At 64.6% G+C, this 16,978-nt stretch carries 20 protein-coding genes; 13 read left to right on the forward strand and 7 right to left on the reverse strand.

Going from position 1 to position 16,978, the window contains the following annotated elements:
- The first annotated feature begins 45 nt into the window (after positions 1-45).
- From JEQ47_RS05895 to JEQ47_RS05910, 4 genes are all read left to right on the forward strand, one after another.
- Positions 46-1,668 (forward strand): helix-turn-helix domain-containing protein, encoded by a 1,623-nt coding sequence (locus JEQ47_RS05895; protein ID WP_198875427.1) that lies wholly within the window; start codon positions 46-48, stop codon positions 1,666-1,668.
- Positions 1,669-1,787: 119 nt separating this feature from the next.
- Positions 1,788-2,171 carry a response regulator transcription factor gene (locus JEQ47_RS05900; protein ID WP_198875428.1) on the forward strand — a complete coding sequence of 128 codons (384 nt, stop codon included), beginning with the start codon at positions 1,788-1,790 and terminating at the stop codon, positions 2,169-2,171.
- Positions 2,155-2,388, forward strand: a complete 234-nt coding sequence (locus JEQ47_RS05905) for a hypothetical protein (RefSeq protein WP_198875429.1) — start codon at positions 2,155-2,157, stop codon at positions 2,386-2,388. The genes JEQ47_RS05900 and JEQ47_RS05905 overlap by 17 nt, the downstream gene beginning before the upstream one ends.
- Positions 2,388-5,105 carry a sensor histidine kinase gene (locus JEQ47_RS05910; RefSeq protein WP_198875430.1) on the forward strand — a complete coding sequence of 906 codons (2,718 nt, stop codon included), beginning with the start codon at positions 2,388-2,390 and terminating at the stop codon, positions 5,103-5,105. The genes JEQ47_RS05905 and JEQ47_RS05910 overlap by 1 nt, the downstream gene beginning before the upstream one ends.
- 2 nt (positions 5,106-5,107) lie before the next feature.
- Here the strand turns inward: JEQ47_RS05910 and JEQ47_RS05915 are convergent, their stop codons facing one another.
- A complete protein-coding gene (locus JEQ47_RS05915; RefSeq protein WP_198875431.1) occupies positions 5,108-5,926 on the reverse strand; it encodes an ion channel in 819 nt (272 codons plus the stop codon).
- Positions 5,927-6,006: 80 nt separating this feature from the next.
- On the reverse strand, positions 6,007-6,825 hold the full coding sequence (locus JEQ47_RS05920) for a FecR family protein (protein WP_198875432.1): 819 nt from the start codon (positions 6,823-6,825) through the stop codon (positions 6,007-6,009).
- A gap of 194 nt (positions 6,826-7,019) precedes the next feature.
- On the opposite strand from JEQ47_RS05920, the gene JEQ47_RS05925 reads away from it, so the two are divergent.
- From JEQ47_RS05925 to JEQ47_RS05940, 4 genes are all read left to right on the forward strand, one after another.
- The gene (locus JEQ47_RS05925; protein ID WP_198875433.1) at positions 7,020-7,763 is read left to right on the forward strand and encodes a glycosyltransferase family 2 protein; all 744 of its coding nucleotides are present in this window, start codon (positions 7,020-7,022) and stop codon (positions 7,761-7,763) included.
- A 78-nt stretch (positions 7,764-7,841) separates the two neighbouring features.
- Entirely contained in the window at positions 7,842-9,722 is a 1,881-nt protein-coding gene (gene fliK, locus JEQ47_RS05930) for a flagellar hook-length control protein FliK (protein WP_198875434.1), read from the forward strand.
- On the forward strand, positions 9,719-9,991 hold the full coding sequence (locus JEQ47_RS05935; protein WP_198875435.1) for an EscU/YscU/HrcU family type III secretion system export apparatus switch protein: 273 nt from the start codon (positions 9,719-9,721) through the stop codon (positions 9,989-9,991). Before fliK ends, JEQ47_RS05935 begins: the two co-directional genes overlap by 4 nt.
- Before the next feature lie 57 nt (positions 9,992-10,048).
- Entirely contained in the window at positions 10,049-10,609 is a 561-nt protein-coding gene (locus JEQ47_RS05940) for a DUF2076 domain-containing protein (protein WP_236020655.1), read from the forward strand.
- Here JEQ47_RS05940 and JEQ47_RS05945 read toward each other — a convergent pair.
- Together JEQ47_RS05945 and JEQ47_RS05950 are read right to left on the reverse strand one after the other, a co-directional pair.
- A complete protein-coding gene (locus JEQ47_RS05945; RefSeq protein ID WP_198875436.1) occupies positions 10,606-11,079 on the reverse strand; it encodes a cell wall hydrolase in 474 nt (157 codons plus the stop codon). The genes JEQ47_RS05940 and JEQ47_RS05945 overlap by 4 nt on opposite strands.
- 92 nt (positions 11,080-11,171) lie before the next feature.
- A complete protein-coding gene (locus JEQ47_RS05950; RefSeq protein WP_198875437.1) occupies positions 11,172-11,492 on the reverse strand; it encodes a hypothetical protein in 321 nt (106 codons plus the stop codon).
- Positions 11,493-11,621: 129 nt separating this feature from the next.
- Here JEQ47_RS05950 and JEQ47_RS05955 point away from each other — a divergent pair, with 129 nt between their 5' ends.
- Positions 11,622-11,954 (forward strand): hypothetical protein, encoded by a 333-nt coding sequence (locus JEQ47_RS05955; protein ID WP_198875438.1) that lies wholly within the window; start codon positions 11,622-11,624, stop codon positions 11,952-11,954.
- Here JEQ47_RS05955 and JEQ47_RS05960 read toward each other — a convergent pair whose 3' ends face one another.
- A complete protein-coding gene (locus JEQ47_RS05960; RefSeq protein WP_198875439.1) occupies positions 11,955-12,548 on the reverse strand; it encodes a 5'-methylthioadenosine/S-adenosylhomocysteine nucleosidase in 594 nt (197 codons plus the stop codon).
- 118 nt (positions 12,549-12,666) lie between these two features.
- Here JEQ47_RS05960 and JEQ47_RS05965 point away from each other — a divergent pair, with 118 nt between their 5' ends.
- Positions 12,667-12,957: a hypothetical protein gene (locus tag JEQ47_RS05965; protein WP_198875440.1), complete on the forward strand. Its 291-nt coding sequence runs from the start codon at positions 12,667-12,669 to the stop codon at positions 12,955-12,957.
- A 30-nt stretch (positions 12,958-12,987) separates the two neighbouring features.
- Here JEQ47_RS05965 and JEQ47_RS05970 read toward each other — a convergent pair whose 3' ends face one another.
- Positions 12,988-13,158 carry a DUF2934 domain-containing protein gene (locus tag JEQ47_RS05970; RefSeq protein WP_198875441.1) on the reverse strand — a complete coding sequence of 57 codons (171 nt, stop codon included), beginning with the start codon at positions 13,156-13,158 and terminating at the stop codon, positions 12,988-12,990.
- A gap of 129 nt (positions 13,159-13,287) precedes the next feature.
- Here JEQ47_RS05970 and JEQ47_RS05975 point away from each other — a divergent pair, with 129 nt between their 5' ends.
- The 3 genes from JEQ47_RS05975 to JEQ47_RS05985 all read left to right on the forward strand — a co-directional run bounded on the left by JEQ47_RS05975 (position 13,288) and on the right by JEQ47_RS05985 (position 15,564).
- The gene (locus JEQ47_RS05975; RefSeq protein ID WP_198875442.1) at positions 13,288-13,671 is read left to right on the forward strand and encodes a VOC family protein; all 384 of its coding nucleotides are present in this window, start codon (positions 13,288-13,290) and stop codon (positions 13,669-13,671) included.
- A 66-nt stretch (positions 13,672-13,737) separates the two neighbouring features.
- Entirely contained in the window at positions 13,738-14,115 is a 378-nt protein-coding gene (locus tag JEQ47_RS05980) for a nuclear transport factor 2 family protein (RefSeq protein ID WP_198875443.1), read from the forward strand.
- A gap of 96 nt (positions 14,116-14,211) precedes the next feature.
- On the forward strand, positions 14,212-15,564 hold the full coding sequence (locus JEQ47_RS05985) for an MFS transporter (protein WP_198875444.1): 1,353 nt from the start codon (positions 14,212-14,214) through the stop codon (positions 15,562-15,564).
- A gap of 8 nt (positions 15,565-15,572) precedes the next feature.
- Here JEQ47_RS05985 and JEQ47_RS05990 read toward each other — a convergent pair whose 3' ends face one another.
- Positions 15,573-16,796 (reverse strand): MFS transporter, encoded by a 1,224-nt coding sequence (locus JEQ47_RS05990; RefSeq protein WP_198875445.1) that lies wholly within the window; start codon positions 16,794-16,796, stop codon positions 15,573-15,575.
- Positions 16,797-16,978 lie beyond the last annotated feature (182 nt).

Raw genomic sequence — 16,978 nt, forward strand, 5'->3', positions numbered from 1 at the left:
TATTGTAAATTCGTTGACAGGCGACGCGTCGAGGAGGGGAGACCCATGCGTGCACCGATCGGTTTTCGGATCAGCAACAGACGGAAATCCCTAAGGATTTCGCAGGCGGCGCTGGCCCGCCTCGTCGGTATATCGCCGAGCTACCTGAACCTCATCGAGAACAACAAACGCGACATCGGCGGGGCGCTCCTGCAGCGCGTGGCGCTGCATCTGGACATCGGCATCGACGATCTCACTGGCAATGCCGAACAGAAGCTGCTGCAGGACCTGGAAGAGGCCTATGCCGATCCGATGGTCGAGTCGTTGCCCTTCCAGGCCGACGAGCGGCGCCAGATGGTGGCACAGTATCCCGCCAGCGCCGCCGCCATGGCACGGCTGCATCGCGCCTATGCCGACGCCGTGGCCAATGCCGATGCCTATGCCGACCGGCTGCGGTCCGATCCCATGCTGGGGCAGATGCTGCACCAGATTCTCTCCGGTATCACCGCCGTGCGTTCGAGCGCTGAAATCCTCGAGGACGTGCCTGACCTCGATGACAGCGAGAAGCAGAAATTCGTCGGCGCCATCGGTCGCGAGGCGCGGGTGTTGAGCGATGTGGTGCGCAGCCTCATCGGGCAGTTCGAAAGCACCAGCCAGACCGCCAGCCGCATGTCGGCGCTGCGCGAAATCGACGATCTCATCATCGAGCACCGCAACTACTTTCCCGAACTGGAAGGGACAGCGGTGCAGATCCGGGCGGAAGTCGAGCGGCAGGGCCGGTTCGACCTCGCGACCCTGACCCAGTATCTCGAGGAGCGGTTCGGCGTGACCGTGCGGATCGGCGGGCGACCCGACCTGCCGGATTTTCCGGGGCAGTACCGGTTTCAGCGCGACGAGCGGGTGATGTGGTTCCAGGGCACCACGACGCAGGCGACACGGCTGTTCCAGATGGCACGGCTGCTTGGCGAGCTGACGGCGCCAGACGTGCTGCGGCAGACGCTTGATGGCGCGGTGCTCACCTCGCCGACAGCGCGCCGGCTGGCGGCGCGCGCCATGGGATCCTACCTCGCCGGGGCGATGGTCTTTCCCTATTCGCAATTCCTGGCCCAGGCCGAGGCATCGGCATACGACATCGACCAGTTGCGCCAGGCCTTCAACGGCAGCGTCGAGCAGGTGGCGCATCGCCTCGTGTCGCTGCGCAGGCCGGGCGAGGAGGGTATTCCCTTCGGCTTCCTGCGCTCAGACCCCGCAGGACGGCTGACCAAGCATTTTCCACTGCCGGGCCTCCTGCTGCCCAATGCCGGCCATGCCTGCCCGCTTTGGGCGATCTATGGCGCGTTCCGGCAGCCGGACACGCTGTTGCGCCAGGTGGTGCGGTTCTCGGACGGGTCGCGCTACCTCTTCCTGGCAAGGACACTGCAGCACCGGCCGAACTCCTATCGCGACCAGCCGACGGTGATTTCGGTGATGCTGGCCTGCGACGTGCTCCACGCCGATCGCACCGTCTATGGCGCGGGGCTCAATCTCTCGGACCAGAGCGCCGACGTGCCTGTGGGGCCCAGCTGCCGGTTGTGCCCGCGACGGGATTGTTCGGCACGCCAGGAGGAGATGCTGGGGCCTGGCGGACAGCGTTCGGTGACGCGCCTGCCGTTGATCCCGCAAGAATTCGGCCTTGGCGAAAACGGCTGATTGCACTCGGTCCTGGTCTTGTCGCGTTTTCCGAGCCGCAAGACCGTTGCCACTTTTGCTGGAAAACGCTCTAGTGGGAAAGTTCGCGGTGGGGAGACCGCGAACTATTGGGGGGAAATTTGGCCGTCGATGTTTTGATCGCCGAAGATGAGCCAAGCATTCTGGAGTCGCTGGACTTCATCCTGCGCCGCGCAGGATGGAGCATCGATTCAGCGACCGATGGCGAGGCCGTGCTGGAAAAAGTGCGGCGCAGCCGGCCGCGGGTGCTGGTGCTCGATGTGATGCTGCCGCGGCGCAGCGGCTTTGACGTGCTCAAGACGCTGCGCGCCGATGGCGAAACCAAGGACCTGCCGGTGCTGATCCTGACCGCCAAGGGCCAGCAGCAGGATCGGCGCATCGCCGAGGAGCTGGGCGCTGACGGGTTCGTCACAAAGCCCTATTCCAATGCCGAGGTGGTGGGAGCAGTGCGGCAACTGCTGGGTGAAGATGGCGGACCGGCGTAGGGTCGTCGGCGGCATGCTGGTGCTGACGGTGGCGGGTTTCCTGCTGCTGGTGCCACCGCTGGTGCAGCTCTTCAACCACCCGGTGATGTTCCTCGGCGTGCCCCAAATCGTGGTGTATCTGTTCGGGGTCTGGCTGGCGCTGATCCTCGGGACCGTGGCGCTGACCCGACACCTCCAGGCGGACCAGATCGACCCCGCCGAAGACGGTGACACCTGATGCTGTCCGCCGATTTCGTCATCGCCACGTCAGTCGCCTATGTTGGCCTCCTGTTCGTGCTCGCTTATTTCGGCGATCGGCGGGCGCGGCGCAACAAGCGCAGCTGGCTGCACTCGCCGGCTGTCTACACCCTCTCCATTTCGGTCTATTGCACCAGTTGGACCTTCTACGGCGCCGTGGGCAATGCGGCGCGTAGCGGCCTTGAGTTCCTCACTATCTATCTCGGGCCGACCTTGGTCTTCGTGGGCTGGTATTTCTTGCTCAGGAGACTGGTGCGCATCAGCCACCTGCACCGCATCACCTCGGTGGCGGATCTCTTGTCGTCGCGCTTCGGCAAATCGAGCCGGTTGGGCGTGCTCGTGACCTGCATCGCGGTGATCGGCATTGCGCCCTATATCGCGCTGCAGCTCAAGGCCGTGACATCGTCCATCCAGGCTGTGGCTGGTGCATCAGAATTCGGGCGGGGAAGCCTGACAGGCATTGACGATGTGGGCCTGGCGCTTGGCGTGGCGGCAGCCATGGCGCTGTTCACGATCCTCTTCGGAACGCGCCACGTCGATGCCAAGGAGCAGCATCACGGCGTGGTCGCGGCCATTGCTTTCGAGGCGGTGGTAAAGCTGGCGGCGCTGGTCGCGGTGGGGGTGTTCGTCGTCTATATCGGCGGCGGGCTCGAGGCGATCTTCACCCGGGCCAGCGACATGGGCATCGTGGTGGATACATCGGTGGCCTTTGACAGCCGCTGGATAACCACGCTGGTGCTCTCCATTGCCGCGATCGTCTGCCTGCCGCGCCAGTTCCAGGTGACTGTGGTGGAGAATTCCGACGAGAACCACCTTCGCGTCGCCGGCTGGGCTTTTCCCGCCTACATGATGGCGATGAGCATCTTCATCCTGCCCATCGCCGTCTACGGGCTGACGGTGATGCCGGCTGGATCGAACCCCGACATGTTCGCGCTGACCCTGCCGTTGGCGGCCGGGCAAAACGGGCTGGCGCTGTTTGCCTTTATCGGGGGCTTTTCGTCAGCGACATCGATGATTATCCTCGAATCCATCGCGCTCTCGATCATGGTCTCGAACCACATCATCATGCCGCTGGTGCTGCGCTTCAGTACCTCGGAATTGTCGGCGGACGGGCAAGGGGTGAGCCGGCTGCTCCTGGTGGCGCGGCGCTTTTCCATCGTGCTGATCCTGTCACTGGGATTTTTCTACTTCTTCTTCACACGCGATTCCGACGCGCTGGCACCGATCGGGCTGATCTCCTTCACCGCCATCGCGCAGTTCTTTCCAGCGCTGCTGGCCGCCATTTTCTGGAAGGATGCCTCGCTCAAGGCGGTAACTGCTGCGATCCTCGCCGGCTTTGCCGTCTGGGCATGGTGCTGCTTCCTGCCCTCGTTCGAGTCGGTGTCGGAATCGGTAGCGACGCTGTTACAGTTCGGCCCCTGGGGCATCGGTTGGCTGCGACCGGAAGCAATGTTCGGGCTGGAGGGCTGGGACCCGCTTACCCACGCGGCGTTCTGGAGCCTTTCCATCAACGTGGTCATCCTGACCATCGGCTCGCTGCTGACCAATCCGTCGGCGCTGGAGCGCATCCAGGCGACGGCCTTCGTGGACGTCTTCCGCCGCAGTGGGTTGCCGCAGGGCAATTTTGTGCGTGGCTCGGCGACCGCCAATGACCTGTTTTTCGTGGCCGAGCGCGTGCTGGGCGAGAAGCGGGCTGCGGCCTTGTTCGAAACGGCGGCGCGGGAGCGGGGGGTCGATCCGGCGGTGTTGGAGCCGACGCCCGATTTCATCGCCCGCCTGGAGCGCGAGCTTGCCGGTTCCATCGGCGCGGCTTCGGCGCATGTGATGCTCTCGAAGGTGGTGGCTGGCGGCGACGTGTCGCTGGAGGAAATGATGCAGATGGCCGACGAGACGCAGCAGGCCATCGAATATTCGCAGGAGCTGGAGCGGACCTCGGCCGAGCTGCGGCTGACGGCGCGTAAGCTCGAGGACGCCAATGCGCAACTGCGCGAACTCGACAGCCAGAAGGATGAATTCCTGAGCCAGGTGAGCCACGAAGTGCGCACGCCGATGACCTCCATCCGATCGTTCTCGGAAATCCTCATGGAGCCCGGTGATCTCAATGACAGCCAGCGGCGGCGGTTCGTCTCGACCATCCACCAGGAGAGCCTGCGGCTGACAAAGCTGCTCGACGAAATCCTCGACCTCAGCGCCCTCGAGCGTGGCGAGCGGAACTGGCGCAATGTGCCTGTGGATGCCGAGGCGGCGCTGGACCAGGCGATTGCCGTCTGTGACGCGCTGCTGCGGCAGAGGGGCATGCGCGTGGAGTTCGGCGAGCGGGCGCGGGCCACGATGGTGGAGGGTGACGGCGACCGGCTGTGCCAGGTGTTCATCAACCTCATCTCCAATGCGGTCAAATACAACGATGCCGACAATCCGGTGGTGAAAATCACCTCGGGAGTGAAGTCGGGCCAGTTCGTAGTCGATGTCGCGGACAATGGCCCAGGCATTTCCAAGGGCGACCGGAAGCTGATCTTCGAGAAGTTCTGGCGGGGCGTGGAGGGCGGCGGCGACCAGGGTGGGGCAGGCCTCGGCCTCGCCATCAGCCGGCAGATCGTGGCCCGGATGAACGGTTCGCTGGAGCTCGTGCCGGGCCCGCTGCCGGGCGCCTGTTTCCGGGTGCGGCTGCCGGTGGTCAAGCAGGTCGCGCCGGCTTAGCTTCAGCCCTCGCCTTCATCGGGAATGTTGAGCAGGTGGCCGCAGGCCTTGCAGTGGACGGCGTCGTGGTCATGACGAGTGAGCCCGCATTGTGGGCAAGGGAAATGCACCTTGATCGGGCGGAAGACGAGCTGCGCCAGACGGACGAACAGCGAAATGCCGATGATCATCACCACCACCGACGTCAGCTTGCCAAAGGTGCCCGGCAGCACGATGTCGCCAAAGCCGGTGGTCGTCATGGTGGTGACGGTGAAGTAGAGCGCGTCGACATAGCCCTCGATGCCGGCGTCGCGATCGATGAAGGCGGTATAGATGAAACCCGAGACGACGAAGATGAAGACCAGGAGATTGATCGTCGCCTGGATCGTCTCGCGATAGGCTTTGAGGCCCCACTTGTTGAGATTGTGCCAGACGAGGCTGCTGCGGCTGAGGGTCCAGAGCCGGAGGATGCGCAGGAAGCCGAGGTTGAAGAACCAGGTAGGCAGCAAGAGCGTGATCAGGATGAAGATGTCGACGATAACAGGCATCTGGCCGAGCCAGCGCAACGGATGGTTCGAGGCGAGGCCCCGGGCAGCCAGATCGAGTGCCAGGATGGCTGCGATCGAATAGTCGATCCACAGGAAAACCTCGTCGTCCCGCAGGATCGGCGTGGCGATGAAGAAGGCGATGATCGCCAGATCGACGATGAGGATGAACGACTGGAAGCGCAGGGCGGCCGGCGTCTGACCGTGATAGAGGACGCGCAAATGCGACCGGAGCCGACCGAAGCCGCTCAGATCCTCGCCTTCAGGTGCTGCATCAGGTTTGCTGGTGTCGGCCACGCGTATTCAACACCATTGGGGCCAGCGCGGTTGCATTGCCATGCGACGCCTCGGCATGTGCAGACGCCCTGATGCGGACATCAGGGCACACGCCTTTGCGGGAGGGGCACGGGCTGCGCCTGGGGCAAAGGCTGAGGCGTTGGCTCGGCCAGTGGTAGTTCCGGAGGCTGAGGCGAGGGACGGACCTGCGGGCTGCCGGTCTCGGTCGTGGTGACCGAGGCGCCGCCTGTCGTATCGGGGGATGCCGTCAGGCAGGCCTGGGCGCCCGGGACCCGGAAGTCGGGCAGGAAGGCAGCCTGGATATTGGGCAGGGGAAACTTGGCCGCGGCGGGAGGATGGCGCTCATCGCTGCGCCCATAGAGATCGGCAAGGCCACCGCCAGTGACCGCGATGTCGCAGCGGTCTTCCAGATCGACACAGACGCCGTCATAGCATTGGGTGAGGGCGCCTTCGAAGAGCATGGTGAAGGTCTGTCCGCCCCCAACGGTCAGATCGAATTTCGTGCCGCGCACCGCGATCGACGCCGTGGGTGTATGGATGGAATAGACCGGCTTCGGGCTGTTGCCGGAAATGAAACGGAACGTGCCGCCCAGGGCGTTGACCGCGAAGCGATCGGCACCGCTGCCGGTGAGCAGATAGGTCTCGATCTTGAGCCGGCTGCCGGGCCCCACGACCAGTCGCGTCTGGTCGTCGAACAGCAGTTGCACATGTCCCGAGGGACCTGTCGTGACCGTGTCACCCACCGAGACGTCCGACCCCACCACCAGGACGAGTTCGGCCGCGCCGCTTTGGGACGAGGCATCAGGCCTGACCCCGACGGCCGTCCCCTCGGCGTCGGCGAGGGCCGGTGCAGCGAGGACCAGGCAAGCAATGGCGGCAATGGCTGAGTGGTTCATCATGATGAATACCGTGCAACTTCGCCGCTGAACCGGAGCTGAACCGACTTCTACTTCCTGGATCGTAGCAGAGACTAAGGAGAAGTGGAACGGATGGAGTGCCGATCCGCACACATCCATGGAGGTTGCCGCAAGGGGCGCGGCGCGCTATGTGCTGCTCAACAAACAACCGGCGAAGTGCCGGGCAAGGGGACCCAATGAAGCTCGCCTTCGTCATTCCCGCCTATAATGAAGAAGCGCTGATCGGCAAATGCCTGGAATCGGTGCTGGCGGAAATCAAGCGCTCCGGCCGGGATGCCGACGTCATCGTCGTCAATAATGCCTCCAAGGACCGTACCGGCGAAATCGCCCGCAGTTTTGCCGGCGTACGCGTGGTGGACGAGCCCAAGAAGGGCCTGGTGAATGCGCGCGATGCGGGCTTTGCCGCCAGCGAGGGCTATGATCTCGTTGCCAATATCGACAGCGACACGATCGTGCCCGAGGGCTGGCTCGATACGGTGTTCAGCGAATTCGCCAAGGACGACAAGCTGGTCTGCCTGAGCGGGCCCTATATCTATTACGACATGGCCTGGCACAATCGGGCGCTGATCGGACTGTTCTATGGGCTGACTTATCTCATCTATCTCCTCAACCGCTTTGCGCTGCGGGTTGGGTCGGTGGTGCAGGGCGGCAATTTCGTCTTCAAGCGCGCGGCCTGGGCGGCGGTCGGCGGATATGACCGGTCGATCGAGTTTTTCGGCGAAGACACCGACGTGGCGGTGCGTCTCTCCAAGGTGGGCGGGGTCAAATGGACCTTTGCCCTCAAGATGAAGACATCCGGACGCCGGCTCGAGAGCGAGGGCGTGTTCCGCACGGCGGGTACCTATACGCTCAACTTCTTTTGGGTGACATTCCGTGGCAAGCCCAAGACCAAGGCCTATAACGACATCCGCAAGCAGTAAGCGGTTCGGGCTGGCGCGACCAAGGCGTTGCGCTAAAGTCGGACCGAGCCACATGCCGTGGCCGGAGTCGGCTGGCCGATGAGCATAACGTCTCAACTCCCGCCTATTTCCCTGGCCCAGGCCAGTGCGGGCCTGCGCGCCCTGGCACAAGCTGCCGGGCAGACGGTCGAGGCGCGGGTGCTGAGCCTGAATGTCAATGGCACGACGCAGGTGCAGATCGGGCGGCAGGTGATGAGCCTGACGCTGCCCGAACGGCAGCCGGTCGGGGCGACGCTGACCCTTTCGGTACAACAGTCCGACGGGCAGTTGCGGCTGGCGCTGGTCAGCGTGCGGCTGCCCGATCTGCCGTCCATCCCCCAGCCTCAGAACTTGGCACCCGCGACATCGGTGCAACTGTCGGCTGCGGCGCTGGCAAGCAGCGCGAGTGCGCCATCGGTGAACCCGGCTCCGGCAGCCAATGGCGCACCCCCTCCGCCTGTGAGCGGGCAGACTGTGACGTCAGGCCCGACGCCAGCGGGACAAGTGGCAGCTTCCGTCGACGCGCCGCCAGGCGTGTCGTCAGCGTCACCTGCAAACCCAGCGCCTTTGCCTGCGGCTTCCGCCGTTCCAACCGCGAGTACTAGACCGGGTGCAGCTCCAGCCGTGCCGGTGACCGGAGCCGGGGCACCGGCCGTTGCACCGGCCACTACAGGGCAGACGGGAACGAACATCCAGGCGCAGGCAAATGTGGGGTCGCCATCGGCTGCCGCTGCTGCGCCCACACCGATCCCCGCTGCACCTAGTCCGAGTGTACCAGCCGGCGCGGCGCCCGGCCTGGTTATGGTCGAGGGCGCAGCCGCGCGACCGGGCATTCCCTATGCCGTGGCGGCGCCTGCGACCGTCCCCCTGCCGACGGCAGGCAATCGCAGCACTGCTGCGCCGACCTTGCCGCCCGTGGGGCAGGCATTGTCGGCGAGCATGGTGGGGCAGCATGCGGCATCACCCAATATGGGGGGCGGCGTGATTTCGGCATCGGTAACCCCGCAGGCACCGGTCGCGACCGCTCCGGCGACGAGTCCGCAGGCGGCGCTGGCCCAGATGGTGCAACAGGCTCTGCCGCGGCAGGACAGCATTCTGGGGCTCACCCGCGCGCTGACGGCGATTGCCGGCAAGGTGGCGCTGCCCGAGCCTGTGGCCAAGGCCGCCCAGCAGGTGCTGGCAGCGCGGCTGCTACTCGACGGTGGCAAACTGGGCGGCGCGGCGCTCAAGGTGGCCATCCAGCAGTCGGGCGTATTCCAGGAGGCCATGCTGGCTTCCGGTCAGGCGGCGGGTGGCGAACTCAAAGGCGCGTTGTTAACGCTGCGCCAGGGGCTGGGGGCTTGGCTCGGCAACCAGGCGCCGGTGGCGCAGGTGGGTACGGTGCCACCGCCGATCCGGGGCCACGTGCCGCGGGCGCGGGCGGGCGAGGGCGCGCCGCCGGACATGCCGGACGATCCCATAGAGGCAGGTAAAGTGCTGCTGGAGCGAACCGAGGCGGCGCTGTCCCGACTGCGGCTGCATCAGAACGCCTCGCTGCCCGACCCCAATCCGGCGCGGCAGGATGCGCAGTGGAGCATGGACCTGCCCGTCATCGTGGCCGGGCAGAACCAGATCCTGCACCTGCAGATCCAGCGCGACGCGGAGCAGGAGGCCGAGCGCAGCGAGGAGCGGAGCTGGCAGGTGCGCTTTGCCATCAACCTGGCTGAACGCGGCGAGGTCGGGGCGCAAATTTCACTGCGGGCGAAAAATACCAGCGTGCTGCTCTGGGCCGACCAGGTGTCTACGGCACAGTCATTGGGTGTGGCAGTCGAAGAGTTGCGCGAGGAGCTGGCGGGTGTCGGCCTCGTGCCCGGTGCCATCGTGGTGCGGGCAGGGGTGCCGGCGGAGGAACCGGTGCACCCACCGGGGTTGGGCGGTCATGTGGTGGATGCGACGCGATGAGTGACGACGAAATCCGCGAGCGGGCGTTAGCCGTCGCGCTGCATTACGAAAAAGGCTCGAAGGAAGCGCCGCGCGTCGTTGCCAAGGGCAGGGGCCTCGTGGCGGAGCGGATTATTGCCCTTGCCGAGGAGAACGGCGTCGTCATCGAAACCAATCCGCTCCTTGCCGAAGCACTGAGCGGGGTGGAGCTCGATGACACTATTCCGCACGAACTCTACGACGCCATCGCCGTTGTGATTGGCTATGTGCTGCAGCAAACGCGGCGTTGAGACTTGTGGGCCGGGCCAACGTTACCCATGTCTTGATGACGAAAAGGGAGATTGGCCATGTTGAGACATGAGGACGAGACCGCGATCGAGGACCTGTTCGAGCGCCTGCGGCGCGTCGAGGGCAAGAGCGGGCCACGCGATGCCGACGCCGAGGCCCTGATCCGCCAGCGTCTCTCGGAAAATCCGGCGGCGGCCTATTACATGGCGCAGGCCATCATCGTGCAGGAAGCGGCGCTGCGCGAACAGCAGGCGCGGCTGGAAGAACTGGAAGCCCGCGCCGAACGCGGGCGCTCCGGTTTCCTGGGCGGCATTTTTGGCGACGACGAACCACAACGGCAGCCGCGTCAGCCGGTGGAACCTCAGCGCAATGCCGGACCCTGGGGGCGCCAGGAGCGCCAGGACGGTGGCGGCTTCCTCGCGGGCGCAGCACAGACGGCGCTTGGCGTGACGGGCGGCCTGCTGCTCGGCTCGGCCATTGCCGGAATGTTTTCAGGTTCCGCTGCGGCAGAGGAGCATGCGCCCGAAGAACCAGCCGATGAGCCGGTAGCCGATGAAGGTTTCGATGGTGGCGGCGATGACTGGGGTGGTGGCGGCTTCGATATCGGCGGCGAGTTCTAGCGCACCGTCCGCTTTTCGTAGAACTCGTTGCCGCCGGCTTCGAGCACATAGAACATGTTGTTGTAGGGGAATCGCAGACCGGCCGTGTGGAAATGCTGTGCATTCTGCACGCCGGGATGGCGCGAGCCCCTCAGCACCTGATCGGCAACCTGTGAGGCCAGAACGGCGCCGCTATCGGTCATTGGGCGGCTGAGCACGCCCTGGGCGAACTGGTTTTTCTGGCCAACGACGCCACACACCGTTTTGGGATAGCGCGGGTCATTGTAGCGGTTCATCACCACCGTGCCGACTGCCAGCATGCCCTCGGCGCTGGATCGGTTGGATTCGAAATACATGGCGCGCATCATGCATTCCTTCTCGCTCATCTGGTTCATGGCGAAATTGATGCCCATGAAGCTGCAGCCGCCCAGGCCCGTCGCGACGACGGCCAAGGCGGCAACGCGCAGAAGCGTGGAAGAAATGGCGCGCATGTCGATACTCCGGACTGTGACCAAAAGGCCGCTTGGTCCGAAAATGCGCGCTCAGGCTTAAGGAAAGCCTCAGCCGGACGGTGAATAAAGCGTTAGCGCCGCTGCAGCAGCCGGGCAAGCAGCAGGCCGGTGCCGACGACGGCAATCAGCGGCAGCGGATCGCGCCGCACCATCTCCGCACCACGCCGCGCCTGCGACCCTGCAAGTTCAGCGAGCTGGACGGCCTGCCGACCTGCGTCCTGACCGAAATCGCTGAGCTGGCCGCTCCAGTCGTGCGCGCTATGGCCGACCTGGTGCGAGACGCCGCGCCCCATGCGGGCAATATCCCGGCGCAAAGCGTGAATCTGCTCAGCGAGGGTTGCTGGCCGGCTGGGTCGCAGGCCAAGCTGAGAGAGGACGGTGTCGAGGGACATGGGACGCTCCGTGGACAGATTGCACAATCGGCGGGAAGTCCTCATAAACGAGATCGGGGGCAATGCGGTTCCGCCCCCCTTGACCTCATCTGGGCTGCGTTCCATCTAGAACCAAAGGACGGAGTCCCCATGAGCAAAAGCGCAGACCGGCTGAACAGGTTGTTTGACCGACTGGAACGGAGCGTTCCGGGCCTGGCCGCTGGCTGGCTGGCGCGCGTGCGCCGCCCGGAAGCGCGCTGGATCCGCATCCCGCTCGGCGTGCTGCTGGTCTTGGGCGGAATTTTCAGCTTCCTGCCAGTGCTCGGCATCTGGATGTTGCCGCTGGGCCTGTTGCTGCTCGCGCTCGACCTCATTTTTCTGCAGGGACCGGTCAACCTGGCGGTGCTCCGCGGCGGCCGCTGGTGGACACGCTGGCAGCGCTCGCGCCGCGACAAGAAGCGGGCCCGCGAACAGCAGAAATAGTCAGGTTACTCTGGCGTGGTGGGCTTCCACCAGGTCCACCGCAGCGGCCAGCTTTTCATCGATGATGTGCAGATAGCGCGTCCAGTCGGCCATCTCCGTCAGCTCTGCCTTGCCATCGGAAATGCCCCGCAGGGCCAGGAGCGGCACGCCGAACGCCTGGCAGGCGCGCAATACCGCGAAGGTTTCCATATCCACCATGTCTTCGACGATGGCCGCGTAGGCGACGCCCGAAACGACGTTGGCGCCGGTGGAGAGGGTTGCTGGCGTGAGGCCCGGCACCAGGGGCGCCAGAGGCAGGGTCGCGGGAAGGTCGGTGAGCGGGGTGATGCCGCGCGGAAAGCCGAGAGCCGAGGCGTCCATGTCGCGATAGCTTACCGATTTGGCCTGATAGACCGCGCATTGCTCCAACCTTGCCGAGCCGGCCGAGCCCAGCGACACGACGAGTGTCGGGAGGTCATGCTGTCGCGCAGCCAGAGCGCGCGTCGCGTTGACGGCAGCTTCCACAGGACCAATGCCGATCATCACCGGCTCGATGCGGGCGCGCAGGTGCGGGCCGAATTCGGCATCGGCAGCCATCAGATAGAGAATGGTCATGACGCGACCCTAGCATTCGTGATCGGCCGGCCAAGCGGAATTTTCGGTTCGGTAACCAAGTGACCCCTAGGGTAAGGGCTTGCTGCGGCAGGATGCGCGCGGCCAAGGGTTCGCAAGAATGCGTTTTGCAGTCATCAGGGATACACGCGAGTGGAGTGAGCCGCAGTCGAGGGTGCCCCAGTCGGGCCATACGATCGACGCGGTCGAGGTCGAGAACGAAGCGCGGCGGCGCAAAAGCCTGTTACGCTTGGACGAGTGGCAGTTGCGGCAATTCGTGACCGACCGTCCGATGCCGGAGCATGTCACGCAGATGTGCCGGCAAATCGACCTGGCCGCCGCGGCGCTGTCTCGGCTCTCGCCCATCCCCGCAGACTTTGCCGACGATCTCTACTGGCCGCGCATGTGGTAGGCGCGACCAGCGGAAGCGGGACTGGCCGGTTCAGGCGGCCTTCCTGACGCGGGCCGTGCGTTTGCGCGGTGGCTTGATGGCCTTGGCGGCTTCGGTGGTGATCTCGTGGACGGCCCTGAACCAATAGGACTGGTCCTGCCCGTGGGGGCGGCCGTCAGCCTCCCACAATGCATAGGCGCGACGCTGTATATCTTCGTGCATAGCTGGATTCCTTGAAAGGGAGGCAAGTTCGAGCCTGCGCGCTTATGGTTGAGACATGGTAAAGGCTTTGGCTGTCGAAAACGGCCGTGCTCGCTCGTCGTTTCCGTATCGAGTCCCTGGAGCGCCGACATGTCGCTGTCGCATTTTGAAGTCGTCACCCTGCTAGTTTCCGACATCGCCGCGACGCGCGCCTTTTACGAGAAGGTGTTTGCCGTCGACGTCGTCTATGCGGATGATGTGTCGGCGGTCTTCGCCTTCGAGGGCACCATGGTGAACCTCTTGGCCGAAAGCGAAGCGCCCGGCCTTGTCGCACCACTGCCGGTTGGCGGCAGTGGGAGCAGGGCGCTCTTCACGATAAAGGTGGATGATGTGGACGCCGCATGCGCCCGGCTCGAGGGGTTTGGCGTCACCCTGCTCAACGGACCCATCGACCGGCCTTGGGGACGGCGGACCGCAGCATTTGCCGATCCGGCCGGGCATGTGTGGGAACTGGCGCAGGTTATCGACGCCTGAACTGGATAGGTGTGTCGAACTCTGCCCGTGTCAGACGTCGCGTTGGCGTGACGCCAGGAGGACAGCATGACGAGCGATGAGAAAGCCATTCGGCAGGTGATCGAGGATTGGGCCGCTGCAGTGCGGGCGCTCGAGATGGACGCCATTCTCGCCAACCACACGGCAGACATGGTGATGTTCGACGTGCCCGAGCCGCTGCAAAGCCTCGGCATGGCGGCCTACAAGCAGACCTGGGACCTGTTCTTCCAGTATTCGAAGGGTGGCCCTACCGCTTTCAACATCCGTGAAATGCAGGTGACGGCGGGCGACACGGTCGCCTTCGTCACCGCTATCCTGACCATAGAGGGCGGACCGCTGCGCCTGACCGTTGGCCTGCGCAAGGAAAGCGGTCGCTGGCTGATCGCCCATGAACACCACAGCTATGCCGCCAAGATGGGTGAATAGTCACTGACACGACCTGTCAGCGCCGCCCGATAATCGTTGAGCAAGAGGCGGCGCGCGCTTAGTGTCGCCGCCGGCCGCAAGAACTGGATTTTGGATATGACCCCGTTTCATCTGATCCTGGCGAACAATCTTGTCGCCAATGTCACTAACTTCACCGTGTGGTTTGCCGTCACCTTCTGGGTGTTCCTCGAAACCAATTCGGTCTTTGCCACCGGCATGATCGCGGGCATCTACCTGATCTTCACGGCCTCGTTCGGTATCTGGTTCGGCTCGATCGTCGACCACAATTCCAAGACGCTTGCCATGGTCGGGTCGAGTGTGGTGTCCGGCATCCTCTATGCGGTGGGACTCGCCATGGTGCTGCTCGAGCCGGAAGGCGCGTTCACCAATCCCTATGGCCCCTACTTGTGGTCGTTCATTCTGGTGGTGATGCTGGGCGTGATCGCGGGCAATATCCGCTCGATCGCGCTGCCCACGCTGGTCACCATCCTCATTCCGGAAGACCGGCGCGACAAGGCCAACGGGCTGGTGGGCATGGTGAGCGGCATCGGCTTTTTGACCACGTCGGTGATCTCGGGTTTTCTCGTGGCCTATACGGGCATGCTCGGTGTCATGGTGCTGGCGCTGGCAGCCACGGCGCTTGTCCTGGTGCATATGATGTTCGTCAAGGTCGACGAAGGCCGGGTGGAGCCGAGTGCGGACACACCGGCCGAGCCCAAGCGCGTGGATCTTGCCGGGACCATCAAGGTAATCGCCGCGGTGCCTGGACTGTTCGCGCTGATCTTCTTTGCCTGCTTCAACAATTTCCTCGGCGGCGTCTTCATGGCGCTGCTCGACGCCTATGGGCTGTCGCTGGTGCCGGTCGAGGTCTGGGGCCTGACCTTCGGCGTCTTGTCGCTTGGCTTCATCCTCAGCGGTATCATCATTTCCAAGACCGGCCTGGGCAAGAACCCGTTGCGGACACTGCTGATGGTCAATGTCATCACCTGGTCGGTGTGCTGCGTCTTCACCATCCAGCCCTCGTTCTGGCTCTTGGTAGGCGGGTGTTTTGTCTGGATGTTCCTCGGGCCCTTCGCCGAGGCGGCCGAGCACACGACACTGCAGAAGGTGGTACCGCTGGAGCGCCAGGGCCGGGTGTTCGGCTTTGCCCAGTCCATCGAACAGTCAGCGTCGCCGCTGACGGCCTTCCTGATCGGGCCGCTGACGCAGTTCGTGGTCATCCCCTTCATGACCGACGGAGCCGGAGCCGACGCGATCGGGGGCTGGTTCGGCACAGGTCCGGACCGCGGCATGGCGCTGGTGTTCACGATCGCCGGCCTGATTGGCCTCCTGGTCACCATCATCGCCTTCAACTCCCGCTACTACCGCGAGCTGTCAGCGGCCTATGCGGCGGGCAAGGATGATGACGGGGAAGATGGCGGGGCGGCCGCTGTGGCCACCCCGGCCTGAAGCGAGCGCTACGCCGGCAGCGCGTCTGTCGGCGTGGTCTCTTCCCGCTTGGGCGGGAAGGCCAGGGCCAGCATGGCGGCTCCCAGGCCTACGGCAGCCGAGGCCACATAGAGCCAGTGGTAATCGCCGAACGTATCGAATAGATAGCCGCCGCCGACCGGACCGAAAGCCATGCCGAGCGAGGAGGTCATGGTGATGCCGCCCAGGACAGTACCCAGCACGCCGGGGCCGAAATAGTCGCGGGCCAGCACCGAATAGAGCGGCATGACGCCGCCATAGACCAGACCCAAGACGACGGCCAGCAGGTAGAAGTGGGTCAGCTCGGTGACGTAAATGTAGCTATAGATGCCCACGGCCTGGAGCAGCAGGCCGAGCACGATGACGCGCTTGACGCCGATGCGGTCGGCCATGACACCGAAGATGACGCGGCCGAAGAGGCCGGCAAAACCCTCGACGCTGTAGATGCTGGCCGCCGCGAGCGCCGAGGCGCCGCAGAGCATGGCATAGCTCACGGTGTGGAAGATCGGGCCGGAATGGGCACCGCAGCAGAGGAAGAACACCGCCGCGAGGACGATGAACTGCGGCGTGCGGAAAATGGCGCCGATGCTGGTGGGCGGTTTTTCGGCCGGGACGACGTCGCTGGCCGGGGTCGGGCTTTCCGCCAGGGCCTGCGGCGCGCGGCGGATAAGGAAGGCGGCTGGAACGATGAGCACGGTCGCGGCGATGGCTGTCATCATCATCGAGGTGCGCCAGCCATAGGTCTGGATCAGCACGGTGGCCAGGGGCGTGATGGTCATCGGCGCGACGCCGCCACCCAGTGACACCAGCGACACGGCGAGGCTGCGATGCTTGTCGAACCAGCCCAGCGTCGTGGCGATGAGCGGTGCGAAGAAGGCGCCGCCCGATGCGCCGACCAGCCCACCATAGGCGATCTGAAACACGAGCAGGTTGCTGGCGCGGCTGGCGATGAAGAGCCCGAGGCCGAGCATGATGGCCGCCACAAGGACCACCGGACGGGCGCCGATGCGATCGGTCAGCGTGCCCCAGAAGAAGCCGGCAATGCCCATGACGATGAAGCCAACCGTCATGGCGCCGGAAATGCCGGCGCGGGTCCAGCCGGTTTCGTCGGCAATGGGTTGGAGATAAACGGGCAGGGCGAACATGGCGCCCATTGCGAGACAGGTGATCACGGCCCCCGCCGCAACAATCACCCAGCCATAGTGTCGTTCCATTTTGGAAGGTCCCTCCTTGCAAGGAATTCTCCACAGCGACGGATGGAGCGCCTCCCGTTCGACAGGCGCAAGCGAAATTTACCGCCCTCAGGCCGCTCCGACTTGCCGCTGGTGCCGCGGGGCCACATATTCCCCCTATGAGCGAGAAAAATCCGACGCGGCGGGGAGACTCCATCGCCCCC

It is taken from the genome of Devosia sediminis (assembly GCF_016411825.1).
GTDB lineage: Bacteria > Pseudomonadota > Alphaproteobacteria > Rhizobiales > Devosiaceae > Devosia > Devosia sediminis.